General features: G+C 36.9%; 15 protein-coding genes. 9 read left to right on the top strand and 6 right to left on the bottom strand.

Annotation, left to right across the window (positions count from 1 at the left end):
* The first annotated feature begins 294 nt into the window (after nucleotides 1–294).
* Both JKP73_RS02050 and JKP73_RS02045 read left to right on the top strand, forming a co-directional pair.
* Nucleotides 295–1,149 carry an ROK family protein gene (locus tag JKP73_RS02050; protein ID WP_021289273.1) on the top strand — a complete coding sequence of 285 codons (855 nt, stop codon included), beginning with the start codon at nucleotides 295–297 and terminating at the stop codon, nucleotides 1,147–1,149.
* A 170-nt stretch (nucleotides 1,150–1,319) separates the two neighbouring features.
* The gene (locus JKP73_RS02045; protein ID WP_200410839.1) at nucleotides 1,320–2,513 is read left to right on the top strand and encodes a Ger(x)C family spore germination protein; all 1,194 of its coding nucleotides are present in this window, start codon (nucleotides 1,320–1,322) and stop codon (nucleotides 2,511–2,513) included.
* Nucleotides 2,514–2,772: 259 nt separating this feature from the next.
* Here JKP73_RS02045 and JKP73_RS02040 read toward each other — a convergent pair whose 3' ends face one another.
* The 4 genes from JKP73_RS02040 to JKP73_RS02025 are packed head-to-tail and all read right to left on the bottom strand — an operon-like array spanning nucleotide 2,773 to nucleotide 5,761.
* Complete coding sequence (locus JKP73_RS02040) at nucleotides 2,773–3,450, bottom strand: N-acetylmannosamine-6-phosphate 2-epimerase (protein WP_200410838.1); 678 nt, start codon at nucleotides 3,448–3,450, stop codon at nucleotides 2,773–2,775.
* A gap of 46 nt (nucleotides 3,451–3,496) precedes the next feature.
* Nucleotides 3,497–4,384, bottom strand: coding sequence for an ROK family protein (locus JKP73_RS02035; RefSeq protein ID WP_038242822.1), 888 nt, complete (start codon nucleotides 4,382–4,384; stop codon nucleotides 3,497–3,499).
* A 10-nt stretch (nucleotides 4,385–4,394) separates the two neighbouring features.
* The gene (locus JKP73_RS02030; RefSeq protein WP_021289268.1) at nucleotides 4,395–5,072 is read right to left on the bottom strand and encodes a FadR/GntR family transcriptional regulator; all 678 of its coding nucleotides are present in this window, start codon (nucleotides 5,070–5,072) and stop codon (nucleotides 4,395–4,397) included.
* A complete protein-coding gene (locus JKP73_RS02025; protein ID WP_200410837.1) occupies nucleotides 5,069–5,761 on the bottom strand; it encodes a FadR/GntR family transcriptional regulator in 693 nt (230 codons plus the stop codon). Before JKP73_RS02025 ends, JKP73_RS02030 begins: the two co-directional genes overlap by 4 nt.
* Before the next feature lie 211 nt (nucleotides 5,762–5,972).
* Here JKP73_RS02025 and JKP73_RS02020 point away from each other — a divergent pair, with 211 nt between their 5' ends.
* The 4 genes from JKP73_RS02020 to JKP73_RS02005 all read left to right on the top strand — a co-directional run bounded on the left by JKP73_RS02020 (nucleotide 5,973) and on the right by JKP73_RS02005 (nucleotide 10,359).
* Nucleotides 5,973–6,842: an N-acetylneuraminate lyase gene (locus tag JKP73_RS02020; RefSeq protein ID WP_021289266.1), complete on the top strand. Its 870-nt coding sequence runs from the start codon at nucleotides 5,973–5,975 to the stop codon at nucleotides 6,840–6,842.
* A gap of 75 nt (nucleotides 6,843–6,917) precedes the next feature.
* Entirely contained in the window at nucleotides 6,918–8,441 is a 1,524-nt protein-coding gene (locus JKP73_RS02015; protein WP_021289265.1) for a sodium:solute symporter family protein, read from the top strand.
* 88 nt (nucleotides 8,442–8,529) lie between these two features.
* Entirely contained in the window at nucleotides 8,530–8,841 is a 312-nt protein-coding gene (locus tag JKP73_RS02010) for a hypothetical protein (RefSeq protein WP_021289264.1), read from the top strand.
* 156 nt (nucleotides 8,842–8,997) lie between these two features.
* The gene (locus JKP73_RS02005; protein WP_074436633.1) at nucleotides 8,998–10,359 is read left to right on the top strand and encodes a GntP family permease; all 1,362 of its coding nucleotides are present in this window, start codon (nucleotides 8,998–9,000) and stop codon (nucleotides 10,357–10,359) included.
* Between the two features lie 191 nt (nucleotides 10,360–10,550).
* Here JKP73_RS02005 and JKP73_RS02000 read toward each other — a convergent pair whose 3' ends face one another.
* Together JKP73_RS02000 and JKP73_RS01995 are read right to left on the bottom strand one after the other, a co-directional pair.
* Entirely contained in the window at nucleotides 10,551–10,745 is a 195-nt protein-coding gene (locus JKP73_RS02000) for a TrkA C-terminal domain-containing protein (protein ID WP_158295219.1), read from the bottom strand.
* 144 nt (nucleotides 10,746–10,889) lie between these two features.
* A complete protein-coding gene (locus JKP73_RS01995; RefSeq protein WP_188943070.1) occupies nucleotides 10,890–11,195 on the bottom strand; it encodes a hypothetical protein in 306 nt (101 codons plus the stop codon).
* Between the two features lie 135 nt (nucleotides 11,196–11,330).
* Between JKP73_RS01995 and JKP73_RS01990 the strand changes: the two genes are divergently transcribed.
* From JKP73_RS01990 to ilvD, 3 genes are all read left to right on the top strand, one after another.
* Nucleotides 11,331–12,158 (top strand): aldo/keto reductase, encoded by an 828-nt coding sequence (locus JKP73_RS01990; protein ID WP_200410836.1) that lies wholly within the window; start codon nucleotides 11,331–11,333, stop codon nucleotides 12,156–12,158.
* A 185-nt stretch (nucleotides 12,159–12,343) separates the two neighbouring features.
* Complete coding sequence (locus JKP73_RS01985; RefSeq protein WP_021289259.1) at nucleotides 12,344–13,405, top strand: NAD(P)H-dependent flavin oxidoreductase; 1,062 nt, start codon at nucleotides 12,344–12,346, stop codon at nucleotides 13,403–13,405.
* A 260-nt stretch (nucleotides 13,406–13,665) separates the two neighbouring features.
* The gene (gene ilvD, locus JKP73_RS01980) at nucleotides 13,666–15,351 is read left to right on the top strand and encodes a dihydroxy-acid dehydratase (protein ID WP_160806650.1); all 1,686 of its coding nucleotides are present in this window, start codon (nucleotides 13,666–13,668) and stop codon (nucleotides 15,349–15,351) included.
* The last annotated feature ends 559 nt before the right edge of the window (nucleotides 15,352–15,910 follow it).

The raw sequence follows: 15,910 nt of genomic DNA, 5'->3' as shown, positions 1-15,910 counted from the left end.
TCTGGTTTATCTATGAAACAAGTTAAGTAAGATTTTGTTATACTATTACTGAGTAATGAGCAGGACATATGGTATGGATAAGGATCCGATTTTTTTAGCCCGTGTCTCAAAAGAGAATATGGGCGGGGAGAGAACAATCGCTGGATTTTCTACAATGTAGCGTGATAAAACAATTTGCGATTGAAAAAGGAGACCATTTTATTCTGCATCGCGGCATACAAACATATCAAATTGAATGGTCATGCAGAATTCATTGTCTCCCATACATAAACATTTAGTGAGGAGCGAGCATGTATGTTAACAGGTGGTATTGAAGCTGGCGGTACAAAGTTTGTCTGTGCAGTAGGTAAAGGATCAGGGGAAATCATTGACAAGGTAACCTTTCCTACAACAACTCCGGATGAAACACTTAGGCGTGTACGTGACTATTTTTCTGAATTCTCTATACGTGCTATTGGAATTGGAAGTTTTGGACCAGTGGATTTGGACAAGAAGAGTACCTCTTACGGGACCATTTTGCATACGCCAAAGCAACAATGGCGGCAATTTGATTTACTAACTGCAATGAAAGAATATGTTCAAGTCCCGCTTTTTCTAGATACGGATGTAAATGCTGCAGCTTTAGGAGAGTACAAATATGGAGTTGCACAAAAAGATCAGAGCTGCTTATATATTACTGTTGGAACGGGTATTGGTGCTGGTTTTGTTAAAGATGGCGTAACGTATCAAGGAAAAAGTCATCCAGAGATGGGACATATCATGATTCAAAAACATACGGATGATTATTTCGCTGGCATTTGCCCCTCTCATGGTGCATGCTTAGAAGGTCTAGCGTCCGGCCCAGCCATTGAAAAGCGATATGGTAAAAAAGCAGAATTGCTTGCAAGTCACAAGGAGGTATGGGAGTTAGAAGCTTTTTACCTCGCACAAGCGATTATAAACTATACGCTTGTATTATCTCCCGAACGAGTTATTATTGGTGGCGGCGTTATGAAACAGCATGAATTATATCAGCGTATTCGTAATTACTTTTCACAGCTAATGAATAATTATGTGGAATTAGGTAATCTAGAAGATTTTATCACAGCTCCAACGTTATCAGATGAGCAGGGGATAAAAGGCGCTATTGCACTTACGTACATGGAATAAGAAAAAATATATAAAGTGAATGCATTTTGAATACTTTTTTTGCTAGAGACTGCCCCGCTTTGGTGCAGTTTTTTATATTGTTTTGCTATGCATATCTCCTTCTTATTGAGGACAAGTTAACCATAAAAATGCTGGAATTATAGCTTAACGTGGTAAGGGATTTGGTATGAGTGGGCAAAAAGCATATCGTTATCGTACTCAGTTGTTGCATATTCCTAACAGGTTGTTGGGATCGTGTGGAAATTGAAGATAGAGGGTTCGTTATTGGATCCGCTATTGATTTAAAAGAAAAAAAACCTGACGGCTCGTATGTATTAGAACTGACACACCAAGCAGCTGTTCCTTCCGAGTTTGGTTCCCCTTTAAAAGGAGGAGGTGGCAGTGAAAAAGCATATTCCAATATATCAGCTTCTGGAGAAAGCTTGTTTGAGTTAACTAGGCAAATGTCTACAATAACCAGCCATGCCTTGTTTTTTTCTCATATGCAAGTACTCATTCTTTCTGAAGAATTAGCGAAAGAGCCCAATTTAATTGCAAATATTGTGGATTACTTTATTCGAGATCATGAGATGAGACGTTCGATAAAGTTAGTCATTGCAGATGGTGGAGCTAAAGAAATCTTAAACTCAAAAGTGGAGAATGAACATCTTCCGGCTTTGTATTTGGAATCGCTCATGGATAATGCATATAAAAATACAGAATCAATGAAACCAGTACATATTGGAGAAGTTCAAGAGATGCTCCTAGGCAATCAAAGTTTTGTCATCCCTAAAGTAAACATGACGGATAAAAATTACATTCAATATAAAGATGCTGCTGCATTTCAAGGAATGAGCCATAAAATGGTTGATTCATTATCGGATGAAGAATCAAAAGGATTAAACTTCCTAACACAACATAACCAAGGAGGACCAATTAAAATTAAGATCGATGGTCAAATGGTTGCTGTTGAATTAAGTGATATTAAACCGTCCATCCGTCTAGTAAATAAGCATAAAAATACGGCAGAAATTGCTATAACCATTGATTTAGAGGGAAGAATCACCGAAAGAATAGGGGATATGAGTGTTTTAAATGATGCATACCTGAAAAAGGTAAAAAAAGCCATTGAAGAAAAGGTAAAGGCCATGTCCTACCAAGTAATAGCAAAAGCACAAGATGAATTGCATACGGATATACTTGGGATTGGAGAATTCTTATACACATATCATTATGGGTTTTGGTCAAAGGTTAAGGATAATTGGGAAACGGGAGAAAATTATTTCTCACAAAGCTCGATCCATGTGTCAACAGATGTAAAAATTGAAATGGTTGGTTCGGCAGATAAAGTAACCAATACGAAAGGGAATAGAAATTCTCGTTAAAGCTAGCTGATTGAAGCACGTTGTCAGATGAGGCAGGTGCAAGAGCAATTTCGAAATAAAATAACTGTAAACCCGAATACGTATTATTGTATTCGGGTTCTTGTCTCTTTCTATAGGATTTTATAAACAGGAAAATGAAACAGTTGAGCATGTTGAGAAATCTGCAGGAACGGCACAGGTCGTGCTGTTCCAATCGGGGGAATTGCTTGTTGCATACCCGAGTTAGCAGAGGTTGTTTTCGTAGAAGTTGCCGTATGACTTAACAACATACATTGATAAATCGTTTCGTTATTTCCTTTGGTCTAGTAATTGCACCACCTACTACACATGCAAAAGCGCCAATTTCTTTACATCGTTTGTACATATCAGGAGTCACAATATTCCCCTCTGCGATTACAGGAATAGAAACGTGTTCGATAACTTTCTTTAAGAAGGAGAAGTCATCATCGTATAGTTTCTTTCCATTTGTTCCTTCTGTATATCCGTGAAGTGTAGTTGAAATACAATCGAATCCTAATTTTTGTGCAGATATAGCTTCTTCAACGGTAGCTATATCCGCCATTAGCTCAACATGGGGAGCTGATCGTTTTGTATGTTTAATTATATCCCTAATTGTCGCGGATTTGGGTCTTCGCCGATCTGTAGCATCCATAGCGATCATTTCACAACCACTCTCTATTAATTCATCAATTTCTTTTTTCGTTGCTGTTATAAAAACAGAGCTGCCTTGGTAATCCCTCTTTACAATACCGATTATTGGAAGTGGTACTTCCTTTTTTATTTCTACGATATCTTCTTTGGTATTGGCTCTTATCCCACAGGCACCACCCTGAAAAGCAGCAAGTGCCAACTTCGACATAATAAAGGAGCTATGTAGAGGCTCATCAGGTAAAGCCTGACAAGAAACAATTAATCCATTTTTAACTTGCGCTAGCATTCGATCAACTCCTTATCTAAAGTTCTTCATCCTTTTTAAAAGTAGATTAATGCAAAGACGCTTCCGCGTTTGTTTTTAAAAAAGGGTAGATGGCGCCATATAACGCTGCATGATTATGTAAAGCAGCCATCCTTACCTTTGTCTTTAGAAAATGTTTAGGCAAATAGTGATGTATTTCTTTTTGAATAAAATTTAATAGATAATCACCTTGTTTGGAAATGCCACCACCAATCACGATATACTCTGGATCATATAGTAGGATAATCTGTGCCAAGCCACTTGCTATTTCCTTTGCCCAGTTACGAATAATAGTTAAACATTTGTGACACCCCAATTTTGCACGTTCAAATAACGATTCTGGGGTAACAGTATCATCAAGATGTTCCTTTATTGTTGAAATAAGTGCATTGGTAGAAGCTCTGGACTCGTAGTTTGTTCCTGTAGTAGGGTCATATGATAAGTAGCCCACAGAATTCGCTTGTTGATTTGCTCCATCTATTAAGTGATTTTTGTAGTAAGCTCCACCAATTCCAGTACCAATAGTGATGCAGAAGATATTGTTTTTATTTATCATAGAGCCTTTCCAGATTTCTCCCAATAATGCTGCATTCACATCATTCTCAACGACAACTGGTATACTGAATTTTTTGGTTAAAGGCTGTTTCCATTCCATCCCTTTGTAGAAAGGGAGAGTTGGTCCAGCATAAACAACCTTGCCAATGTATCTATCCACAATACCAGCAGTACTGATCCCAATTCCAGATAGGTTATATTCGTTCTGTATCTCTTTAATAATCTGTTCTATTTGTTGGTATAAAACTTGTTTACTAGTAGTTTTGGTTTGTTCCTTCCTATGATCGTTTAATTCTAAGTTTTCGTTTAAGAGGGCGTACTTAATATACGTTCCACCAATATCGATTGATAAATATTCCATCTAAAGCCCCCTATAGTTTTGCTCGTTTTATATGATTATTCAACAATGATTTTGCTAATTCAGCATTTTTGTTTTTAATTGCTTCTATGATGGATTGATGCTCACGAATAACTTGCTGATATTCTTCTAGACTAAGTTGGATGTACTCGGTTTCAAAAAAGTAGCTATTAATCATATTGGTCATTTGTATAAAAAGTGGGTTTCTTGTTGCTTTAAGTAATTGTTTATGGAACAACATATCAAAATTTCTATATTCCTCCATGGTATCAGCATCTTTACTCTTGATTAGGAGTGCTTGAATCGTTTCCATTTCTTCACGGTTTTCTTGTTTTACAATCTCTTCTACGGCACTTGATTCAAACATAATACGCAGGCTCATAATATCTTCAATATTGCCGCCGTTTATCTGCCAAAGAAAAAAGAAGCTATTTAAAAGAGTGTCAATATTTGATTCATTTAAGTAAGCTCCTTTTCCTTGCGTGGTCGTTATTACTCCTGTATTTTCTAAATAGCTTAAAGCCTCACGTACAACAGACCTGCTGACTTGAAACATCTCAGCTAGTCTTCGCTCGGTGGGAAGTTTATTCCCAGACGACAATTCGTTTTCGATAATATAGTTTTTAATCTCCTGAATAACTGTTTTTTTAAGTGAGGTTCTCTCCATACTCTGGATTGGTTCTATCTTCACGATTCTTCCTCCATTTGTTTTATAAATGTGAATATAGGATTGAAGTGTTGTGTTATCGTTTGCTGTGCTTTCGTCAAATCCTTTTCAGCAACTGCTTTAATTATTTGCGTATGTTCATCGTAGGACTTCATAAGATCTTCCTCTTTTTGAAATAAATCCATCTTTGCCAATAAGAAATATTCATTGATAATTTCGCTGAAATGATAGAACGTTTCGTTTTGAGTTGTTTTTATTAGTAACTGATGGAAATCATTATCATATTGATTTGTATTGTTATTATTAATGATCGATTGATAATAGGAATGATTAATGCTGTAAAATGCTTCTAGATTAACATCTATGTTTTTTTCAATTATTAAACGAAGCGCTCCGAGCTCAATTATTTTACGTATTTCCACAAGTTCTTTGATTTTTACACCGTAGGTTTCATAATGATGTTTTAAGATAGAAGTAATTGCATAGAGCTTTGTATCTGCAACAAATACACCGCCTCCAGCCTTAACCTTAAGAATGCCTAGAGCTTGAAGAGAAATTAGCGCTTCTCGAATAACGGTTCTACTGACTTGTAGTTGTTCGACTAATTCTCCTTCGGACAAAAATTTATCATTTGGTTTAAGATTATTGTCGATAATGGATTTTTTAATTCTTTCGATAACTACTTCCACTAATGATTGTTTTTTTGCTTTCATTCTAATCTCCTCATCCACTCACAAAACCATTGATATAGTTAGGTTTGTGATGATTGTTATCCATATCATATCATATTGGAATAGGAAACCCCTTACGAAAAAGGGTTGACTTTTATGGATAAGGAAATTATGATGAGTTTAACTAAAATTGGTCTGACCATATTATAACTTGATTAAGTTTATAAATCAATACATTATCGGAGGGGACAACATGAAGGGAATATTTTCTGCTCTACTCGTACCATTTGATGAAAGCGGAGACATAAAAGAGCAAGGATTACGTGAGATCATTAGACAAAATATTGATAAACAAAAAGTGGATGGATTATATGTGAATGGTAGTTCTGGAGAGAATTTTATGATGTCTACCGAGCAAAAAAAAGAAGTGTTTCGAATAGTGAGTGAAGAAAATAAAGGGAAAGTAAAGCTGATAGCTCAAGTAGGGTCGATTAATTTAAATGAAGCTGTTGCGTTAGGGAAATATGCGACAGATTTAGGCTATGACAGCTTATCGGCTGTTACTCCATTTTATTATAAGTTTTCATTCGATGAGATAAAATATTACTATGAAACAATTATCAATGAAACGAAGAATAATATGATTATTTATGCTATTCCTGCTTTAACAGGTATTTCGATGTCATTGGATCAATTTGAAGCACTTTTCCAAAACGAGAACGTAATAGGGGTTAAATTTACAGATGGGAATTTCTATTTATTAGAGCGTCTAAGAAAAAAGTACCCAAACAAGCTGATTTACTCGGGATTTGATGAGATGTTAATTTATGGTGCCATTTCAGGAATTGATGGTGCAATAGGAAGCACATTTAATATTAATGGAAAACGTGCAAAACAAATACTTACACTTTGTCAAGAAGATCAAGTTTCAAAAGCATATGAAATACAACATATAACAAATGATTTAATAGAGAGAATTTTAGATTTAGGTTTGTATCAAACACTGAAAGAAATTTTAAAAATTACGGGTATCGATGCCGGAGTCTGTAAAAAACCATTTGAAGCATTCAACTCTGAGAAACGAGCAGAAGTGAAGAAGTTAGTAAGTACATTTAATCTATAAGATGTCAGAAACGGTGCTGCTTAGGCGTGTGTTGCTGCGGCAGCACCGTAAAAATGAAACAAGGGGGAACTCGAAATGGATAAGGTAGGTTTAGGAGCAGTAAATTGGATCGTATTAATTGTTTATCTAGTTGCTATGCTTGGTGTGGGAGTATATTTTACAAAACGCTCAGGAAAAAATACGGATGCTTTTTTTACAGCAAGTGGAAAAATTCCTGCCTGGGCAGCAGGATTTAGTATTTACGCTACAACATTAAGTGCTATTACGTTTATGTCAACGCCGGAACAAGCTTTTTTAAGTGATTGGTCGTATGCTGCTGGTAATCTTGCAATTTTTGCGATTATACCAATACTCATCTATTTTTATATTCCGTTTTTTAGAAAACTCAACGTAACGACGGCTTATGAATATTTAGAAGAGCGTTTTGGACCTTCGTTACGGGTGGTCGGCAGTCTATTATTTGTGCTTTATCATATAGGTAGGGTAGCAATTGTTATTTATCTGCCTACGCTTGCAATTACATCCGTTTCTAGTATTAATCCAATTGTAATCGCTTCCGTGGTTGGTGGACTCTGTATTATTTATACCTTTTTAGGTGGAATGGAAGGTGTTATTTGGAGCGATGTCATTCAAGGGATTTTATTACTTGGAGGAGCAATTTTAGTTTTAGTCCTTGGTATATTAACGATCAATGGTGGATGGTCAACTGTAATAAACGATGCATTGGTCAATGATAAATTAATAACTACGGATAATTTTAAATTTGGAGCAGCTGCAGCCGCAATTCCTATTATTTTTATCGGATCAATTTTTAATAATTTACATCAATACACCGCTAGTCAAGATGTTGTTCAACGTTATCAAACAACAAAATCAATAAAAGAAACGAATCGGTCATTATGGACAAATGGTATTTTAGCATTAATCACAATTCCAATATTCTATGGAATGGGTACAGTTCTTTTTAGTTATTATTCAAATGTGGAGGCGCTTCCAGAAGGTTTTAATACTTCTGCGATTGTTCCTTACTTCATCGTAACAACCTTACCAGTTGGTGTTGCTGGATTATTAATTGCAGCGATTTTTGCGGCATGTCAGTCGACGATATCATCGAGTTTAAATAGTATCTCTGCCTGTATAACTGTCGACTTTAAACAACGTTTTTTTGACAAAACATGGAGGCTTAATGATGTGGTACTAGCAAGACTTGTTATAATCATTACCGGAATTCTTGGTATGAGTGCTGCGCTTTACCTGGTATCTACAAATCAAGCGGAAACATGGAATCTCTTTTTGGCAATGACTGGATTATTTGGAGTTCCAATTGCCGGAATATTTGCTCTTGGGATTTTTACAAAAAGAGCAAATGCTCCCGGTGTACTTATTGGTCTAATATTAAGTGCAATTACATCCTACTTTATTCAACAGACTAGTTTTTCACCATTTGCGGTAAGTGTGATGGCGTTCTTTTCTTCCTGCATTTTTGGATATATAGCAAGTATCTTTTTTCCGACTTACACCAAGAACACTACCGGACTAACGATTTATACGAAAAATGAAGATTTTATTAAGTCAGGTGTTAAACAAAATATTTCTTAAAAACATTTACATGCTATATAGGAATAATATTGATTTTATTGTTAAAACTAAATAGCAAGCAAAGAATTTACAATAAAGTGGTGATGGCATGCGGAAAAGACTGGTTATTATAGGCTTAGCTCTATTGCTTTTAGGCCTACCAACTATTGCACTTGCTCATACAGAGACGACGGAAGATGATTCCAACAAGTCGCATAATTGGCAAGAATATAGTAGAGATACGAATATTATTGATACAGGTACCCATGAATTTACATATTGGAAAAATTTTATGAAACACAAGCGCACATGCCAAATATCTCAAAAGGTTGAGACAATCGTATATTATTGTGATGTACATGATCACACCAAATCAGAAACGAAGTATCTGGAAACAATACACAGTCACAAACATAGCTAATGGAGAGCACCATCGGATTTATCGATGGTGCTTTTGTTATGCTTACGGAAAGATGAAGATTAAAACTTCCATTGGTCTATATACAGAATGGATGATAATATAATAATGTAACAATTGAAAACGCTAACAAACATCAGAGAGAAGGAGAGGAACAACGTGGAAGGATTAGGACTTATTTTTGTTATTATTCTGGGTGTTTTATTTGTTATTTTTGCTACAGCAAAGATGAAACTTCATCCCTTTTTATCTTTACTAATCGCAGCTTTTGCAATTGGCATTGTTGCAGGTCTTCCATTATCAGATGTAGTTGAAGCTGTGAATAGTGGATTTGGTGGATTAATGAGCAGTATTGGTCTGGTCATTATCTTCGGAACAATCATTGGTGTGATATTAGAAAAGTCAGGTGCTGCCTTACGAATGGCTGAAGTTGTATTGCGAATTGTTGGCGAAAAACGACCGCAGATGGCAATGAGTCTAATTGGCGGGATTGTTAGTATTCCGGTATTTTGTGATTCAGGGTTTGTTATTTTATCTTCTTTAAAAAAAGCACTGGCAAAAAAAGCAAAGGTTGCGGTCACCTCCATGACTATTGCTTTATCAACGGGCTTATTTGCTACGCATACTTTAGTACCACCGACTCCAGGACCAATTGCGGCAGCTGGTAATATTGGTGCAGAAGCGTATTTGGGTACGATTATTCTCATTGGCATTATTGTGGTTATTCCGGTGATTTTTACCGGCTATCTTTGGGCAATCAAAGTTGGCACAAAGATGAAAGTAGAGGGAGAAGATAAAGAAGAAGAGGCATATGATTATGAGGCTATTGTGAAGGCATTTGGCGAGATGCCTTCTGCCGCAAAGTCGTTTGCTCCAATTATTGTACCGATTATCTTAATTGGATTAAGCTCGATTATAACATTTGCTGGTTGGAATGGTACATTAGCATCTATCTTCTTATTTCTTGGTTCACCGGTGGTTGCATTATTGGTTGGGGTACTATTTGCCTTTGCACTGCTGCCCTCATATGATGAAGAAACATTAACAGAATGGATAGGCATCGGCATTAAAGAAGCGGCTCCAATATTACTGATAACCGGTGCTGGTGGTGCATTTGGAACAGTCATTAGCACCACACCAATTGCAGATTATATTCAGAGTTTTGGTCAAAACACGTTATGGACAGGCGCGATGTTTCTAATTATTCCATTTTTAATTGCTGCTGCTTTAAAATCGGCACAGGGTTCATCGACTGCGGCAATTGTCATTACATCTACATTAATTGCTCCACTTTTACCTGATTTGGGGATTACGGGTGCTGTTCCACTTGCTTTAGTAGTAATGGCCGTTGGAGCTGGGGCGATGGTTGTTTCCCATGTGAATGACAGTTATTTCTGGGTCGTTAAGGAATTTAGTGGGATGACGGTAACACAAGCCTACAAAGCACAAACAGCTGCAACATTATTCCAAGGATTGGTTGCATTTATTATCACATTCCTCTTGTGGTCCATCTTTGTTTAAACAGATGAGGTTGGGACAAAATCCTGGTAATAAAGAAAGAAGTCAGGCAAATCACCTAATGATGGATGATCTGCCTGACTATTATACGTTTGACTTAGACTACAGGTGTCTGCCTTCCGCGGGCACGGCCACAGTCACCTTTTGCTTCAGTCACCTGCATATTCTTAGCTAATTATATCATCACAGCCTCGTTAGTTTTCTTCTCGTAACACAAGATCAAGATCTTCTCTATTATTATCGGGCGCCAAGATATAAAGGACATCACCTTGGAACAGTTTGGTCTTTGCAGTAGGTGAAATCGTCTCACCGTCTCTTAGAATGATAATAATATTTGCTGCAGGAGGAAATCGTTGCAATGACTTGTCCATTAATTTTATTTTGTTCACCAACTTGATATTCAATGATACTAAGTTCCTTTTTGCCAACAGATAGTAGGTCTAAGGTATGCAATGGGTTTGTACCAACTGGTTGCGATAGTCCTAATTTTTTGGCGAATAATGGAATCGTTGTTCCTTGAATAACTGTAGAAGTTAATACAATAAAGAAAATAATATTGAAATACAATTGACTGTGTTGTAAATCAGCAAGCATAGGAATAGAGCAAGAACAAATAGAATAATAACTAATGCCATCATTCCAATAAGTTGAGCGATTTCCGGATCACGAAAATCAAAGACATCAATCGTGTCACTTCCAAGTATCATGCCGATGATAATAAAAAAGACCAAAGATGGTGAATTGATGCGTGCAGAAAATTGAACACCTAGGATACTAATGATAAGGATAATCGATACTGCAAGAATAAATAAATTTGAATGAAATAATTCTGGTAACATGTTTCACACCCTTTAATACCATTTACTGTACCCGGTTTCTGAACACGCTACACATCGCGTTATAGACTTATTCATTTTAACGATGAATGTTTTCCTTTAAAATATAAGTAGCAAAACTAATGGAGGATTGGATATATGATGAAGCATTTGCAAGATACGATAACTCTAAATAATAATGTGAAAATGCCTGGGTTTGGTTTAGGTGTGTATAAAGTAGAAGATGGAAGTACAGTAAAGGATGCAGTCAAAAACGCAATTATACATGGCTATCGCAGTATTGACACGGCTTCGTTCTATGATAATGAAACGGGTGTCGGTGAAGCGATTCAAGAATCAGGTATTCCGAGAGAGGAATTGTTTATCACAACAAAGGTTTGGAATGATCAACAAGGATATGGGAATACGAGAAAAGCTTTTCATCATAGTATGGAAAGGTTAGATTTAGAGTTTTTGGATCTTTATCTTATCCATTGGCCAGTAAAGGGGTTATACAAGGACACTTGGATGGCAATGGAGGAGCTCTATAAAGAGGGGAAAATCAGGGCCATTGGTGTCAGCAATTTCCATCAACATCATTTAGAAAATTTAATGGATGGTTGCATGATTAAACCAGCTGTAAATCAAGTAGAATATCATCCACATTTAACTCAACAAGCTCTCCATGCTTTCTGTAAAAAGCATGACATTCAATTAGAGGCATGGTCTCCACTTAAAAGAGGTGGCTTGGTTGATGAACCTGTATTAAAACAAATAGGTGAAAAATATAATAAAACCGCTGCACAAGTTATCTTACGGTGGGATATTCAGAATGAGGTTATTACGATACCTAAATCAACAAAAGAACATCGTATAATTGAAAATGCATCGATTTTTGATTTCACTTTAACAAAAGAAGAAATGAAGCAAATAACTAATCTAAATATAAATGAACGAAGTGGTTCAAATCCAGATCGTTTTGATTGATCAATAGGGTCAGGTATGATAAATAGCCTCCGATTATCGGGAGGCTATTTATTTGGCTATCTCCATATTTGTGTTACGTTAATCGAAAAAGAAGACTTCATCGTCCCTGGATTTATCGTTATAATGAGATGAAGGATATGTCTGAATAGGAAAAGGAAAGCACATGTATAGAGGAGGAGAAATGGATGTGGTATAGGAGTGAAATAACGAAGAAGCTAGGTGTCCAGTATCCCATCATACAGGCTGGAATGGCAGGAGGTGTTACCACCCCCGAGTTAGTAGCTGCTGTTTCGAATAGTGGTGCACTTGGTACATTAGGGGCAGGATATATGACTCCAGAAACGATGCAACAAGCGATTAAACAAATTAAACAACTTACAGATCAACCTTTTGCGGTAAATCTATTCATCCCGGAAATTCCGAATGTGGATACAGAAGCTATTAACCAAGCAAATGAATGGTTACGACCTTATCGAGAAGCATTACAACTAACCAAACCAGAAGTGAAGCAACCTTCCTCATCGAATTATGAAAAACAATTAGAGATTCTTTTACAAGAAGGGGTACCAATTTGCAGTTTTACATTTGGCGTACCTGATAAAGAAACCATTCAAAAACTCAAACAACATCATTTGTTATTAATTGGTACAGCAACTACTGTACAAGAAGCAATGATAAACGAAGTAAACGGGATGGATATGGTGGTTATGCAAGGGAGTGAAGCAGGAGGTCATCGTGGAACATTTTTAGGGGAATTTGAGGATGCGATGATTGGAACGATGGCACTTGTACCTCAAGCTGTTGACCAGGTATCTATTCCAGTTATTGCAGCAGGTGGAATAATGGATGGTCGAGGTATATTGGCAGCACTTACTTTGGGTGCTCAAGCTGTACAAATGGGTACTGCTTTTCTGACTTGCCTAGAAAGCGGTGCAAAAAAACAACATAAAGAAGCGATCTTACATACGACAGAAGAACAGCCAGTAATTACTTCCGCCTTCAGCGGCAAGCCGGCAAGAGGAATAAAGAATCAATTTATAACAAAGATGGCAGCATATGAGGAAGACCTACCAAGCTATCCAATTCAAAATGCATTGACGAAAGAGATACGTAGAGAAGCAGCTAACCAAAATCGACCAGAATGGATGCATTTATGGAGTGGTCAAGGCCCAAGATTAAGCAGACAACAAGCAGCTGGGGAGATGATATCAAAGTGGATCTTACAAATTGATGAGCGAATAAAATGAAGCTAATCATATACTTATATAATTATTGCCCCTAGTACTTTGTTATCACCAGTTTTCCATACTTGTGTCCAGGTTGGGTGTGTAAAAAGGGCATGATCATATCCATATAACAAAAGGCTTACGCTAATCCATGGCGTTAAGCCTTTTTTGTCCCTCTAACTATATGAGGTGGTAAATTTTAATTAATACCAATTAAATAAATTCATTGAACTATTCGATAATTAGTCATATAATAATTCGAAAGAAAGGTGGGAAATCCAGTGGGAAAAGATTTACGGATAAAGAGTAAAGTATTTAGTGAAGGGACAATGAAGGCCCCGAATCGTGCCATGCTGAGGGCTGTAGGAGTAACAGATGAAGATTTTCAAAAGCCGATGATTGGAATAGCTAGTACATGGAGTGAAGTTACCCCATGTAACATACATATTGATGATTTGGCTGTACAGGCAAAGAAAGGAGCACGGGAAGCTGGCGGTGTTCCTTTAATTTTTAATACAATTACCGTTTCTGATGGGATATCAATGGGAACGCAAGGTATGAGGTACTCCTTACCAAGCAGGGATTTAATCGGTGACTCGATTGAAACAGTGGTTGGTGCAGAAAATTTAGATGGTTTTGTTGCAATTGGTGCCTGTGATAAAAATATTCCAGGCTGTATGATCGCTATAGCAAATGCTGATGTACCAGCTGTATTTGTTTATGGTGGTACGATTGCCCCAGGCTCTGTAAATGGAAAAGATATTGATATTGTGTCTGTATTTGAAGGTGTTGGAAGACATAATAATGGCGATATCAATGATAGTGAATTACGATCAATCGAATGTCATGCTTGCCCAGGCGCAGGTGCTTGTGGAGGAATGTATACAGCGAACACCATGGCATCGGCAATGGAAGCAATTGGAATGAGTTTACCTGGAAGCTCATCAAATCCGGCGGAGTCAGCTGCAAAAGCAGAAGATTGTTCCAAAGCTGGGCAAGCAGTCTATCAATTATTAGAAAAAGGTATCTACCCGAAAGATATCATGACGAAAGAAGCTTTTGAAAATGCCATTACCGTCGTTATGGCTTTGGGTGGATCAACCAATGCAATCTTACATTTATTAGCAATTGCACATGCAATTGAAGTAGATATAACGATTGACGACTTTAATCGTATCCAAGAGAAAACACCACATTTAGCTGATTTAAAACCAAGTGGTAAATATGTTATGCAAGATCTTCATCGTGTTGGCGGGGTACAAGCAGTTATGAAGTTGTTATACGAAGCTGGATACTTACATGGGGACTGTCTAACTGTAACTGGCAAAACGTTAGCGGAGAACTTAGCAAATGCCCCGTCATTATTAGAAGGTCAGGACATTATCATGCCTTTTGATAAGCCAAAAAGAGAAGATGGTCCATTGATTGTACTAAAGGGTAATCTTGCTCCTCGAGGAGCGGTAGCAAAGGTCTCTGGTGTTAAGGTGAGTCGGCATACAGGTCCTGCAAGGGTTTTTGACACGGAAACAGAGGCTACAGCAGCAGTCATGAATAATCAGATTAATGAAGGTGATGTGCTTGTTATTCGTTATGTAGGACCAAAGGGTGGCCCTGGCATGCCGGAAATGTTATCTATTTCTTCTATTCTAGTTGGCAAGGGCTTAGGAGAAAAAGTAGCTCTATTAACCGATGGTAGATTCTCTGGAGGAACTCATGGTTTAGTAGTTGGGCATATTGCTCCAGAGGCCCAATCCGGCGGGCCAATTGCCTTTTTACGAGAGGGAGACCTTGTAACGATTGATTCAACAAAGAAGGAAATTTTCTTTGAGATTTCAGAAACTGAATTGGAACGAAGAAAACAAGACTGGATTGCTCCACCTTTATACAGAAAAGGAGTGTTAGGTAAATACGCACATAATGTTGCTTGTTCATCCGTTGGTGCAGTAACGGATTACTTAAATAAATAGAATAATGGTTACAAAAAGGGGCTTATCTAGGTAAGAGGCCCTTTTTGTATATCAATATATTAATTGTAGTAAATTGGTTTAAATAACAAAAAATAATAACTGATATATTACGAAGTGAAAAAGTTAATAAATATAATAAAACTAGGTGTTTAAATCAATATATCGGTTTGTAAAGAAAATGTAATAAAGACAAAGATGCTATGCACATTAAATATGTAAGCGCATCCAAAATAATTCGCAAATCAAAAATATCAAAAAACTTAAAAATATCTGTTGACTCTTGTTCGAAAACGGTATATGATTAACGGCAATATTAACTTATTAATTTTAACAGCGCCTAATTGACTGTAAGAACAATGAAAAGAAAAAAGTTCACAATTTTATAAAAATAACGCTATGACGGGAAAAAAGGAATATAACTTGTGTATTTGCAGAGATCCGGGGTTGCTGTGAGCCCGGAAGTACACTATATTCTGACATCATCTCTGAGTGCCGGACTGAACAGTTTACTTAATAGGCCGGCCAGGTACTGCTTACCTGTACCTGTTATCAATTGAGA

The sequence above is a fragment of the Virgibacillus salexigens genome (genome assembly GCF_014905415.1).
Taxonomy (GTDB): domain Bacteria; phylum Bacillota; class Bacilli; order Bacillales; family Amphibacillaceae; genus Virgibacillus; species Virgibacillus salexigens.
The sequence above is the reverse complement of the archived record's forward strand: the minus strand, read 5'-3'. Positions and strand labels throughout refer to the sequence as shown.

Excerpts from the sequence above, each read along its gene's own strand:
- JKP73_RS02040 (WP_200410838.1), bottom strand. The coding sequence starts at position 3,450 with ATGCTAGCGCAAGTTAAAAATGGATTAATTGTTTCTTGTCAGGCTTTA.
- JKP73_RS02010 (WP_021289264.1), top strand. The coding sequence starts at position 8,530 with ATGCGGAAAAGACTGGTTATTATAGGCTTAGCTCTATTGCTTTTAGGC.
- JKP73_RS01990 (WP_200410836.1), top strand. The coding sequence starts at position 11,331 with ATGATGAAGCATTTGCAAGATACGATAACTCTAAATAATAATGTGAAA.
- JKP73_RS01995 (WP_188943070.1), bottom strand. The coding sequence starts at position 11,195 with ATGTTACCAGAATTATTTCATTCAAATTTATTTATTCTTGCAGTATCG.
- JKP73_RS01985 (WP_021289259.1), top strand. The coding sequence starts at position 12,344 with ATGTGGTATAGGAGTGAAATAACGAAGAAGCTAGGTGTCCAGTATCCC.
- JKP73_RS02025 (WP_200410837.1), bottom strand. The coding sequence starts at position 5,761 with ATGAAAGCAAAAAAACAATCATTAGTGGAAGTAGTTATCGAAAGAATT.
- JKP73_RS02050 (WP_021289273.1), top strand. The coding sequence starts at position 295 with ATGTTAACAGGTGGTATTGAAGCTGGCGGTACAAAGTTTGTCTGTGCA.
- JKP73_RS02035 (WP_038242822.1), bottom strand. The coding sequence starts at position 4,384 with ATGGAATATTTATCAATCGATATTGGTGGAACGTATATTAAGTACGCC.
- JKP73_RS02015 (WP_021289265.1), top strand. The coding sequence starts at position 6,918 with ATGGATAAGGTAGGTTTAGGAGCAGTAAATTGGATCGTATTAATTGTT.
- JKP73_RS02020 (WP_021289266.1), top strand. The coding sequence starts at position 5,973 with ATGAAGGGAATATTTTCTGCTCTACTCGTACCATTTGATGAAAGCGGA.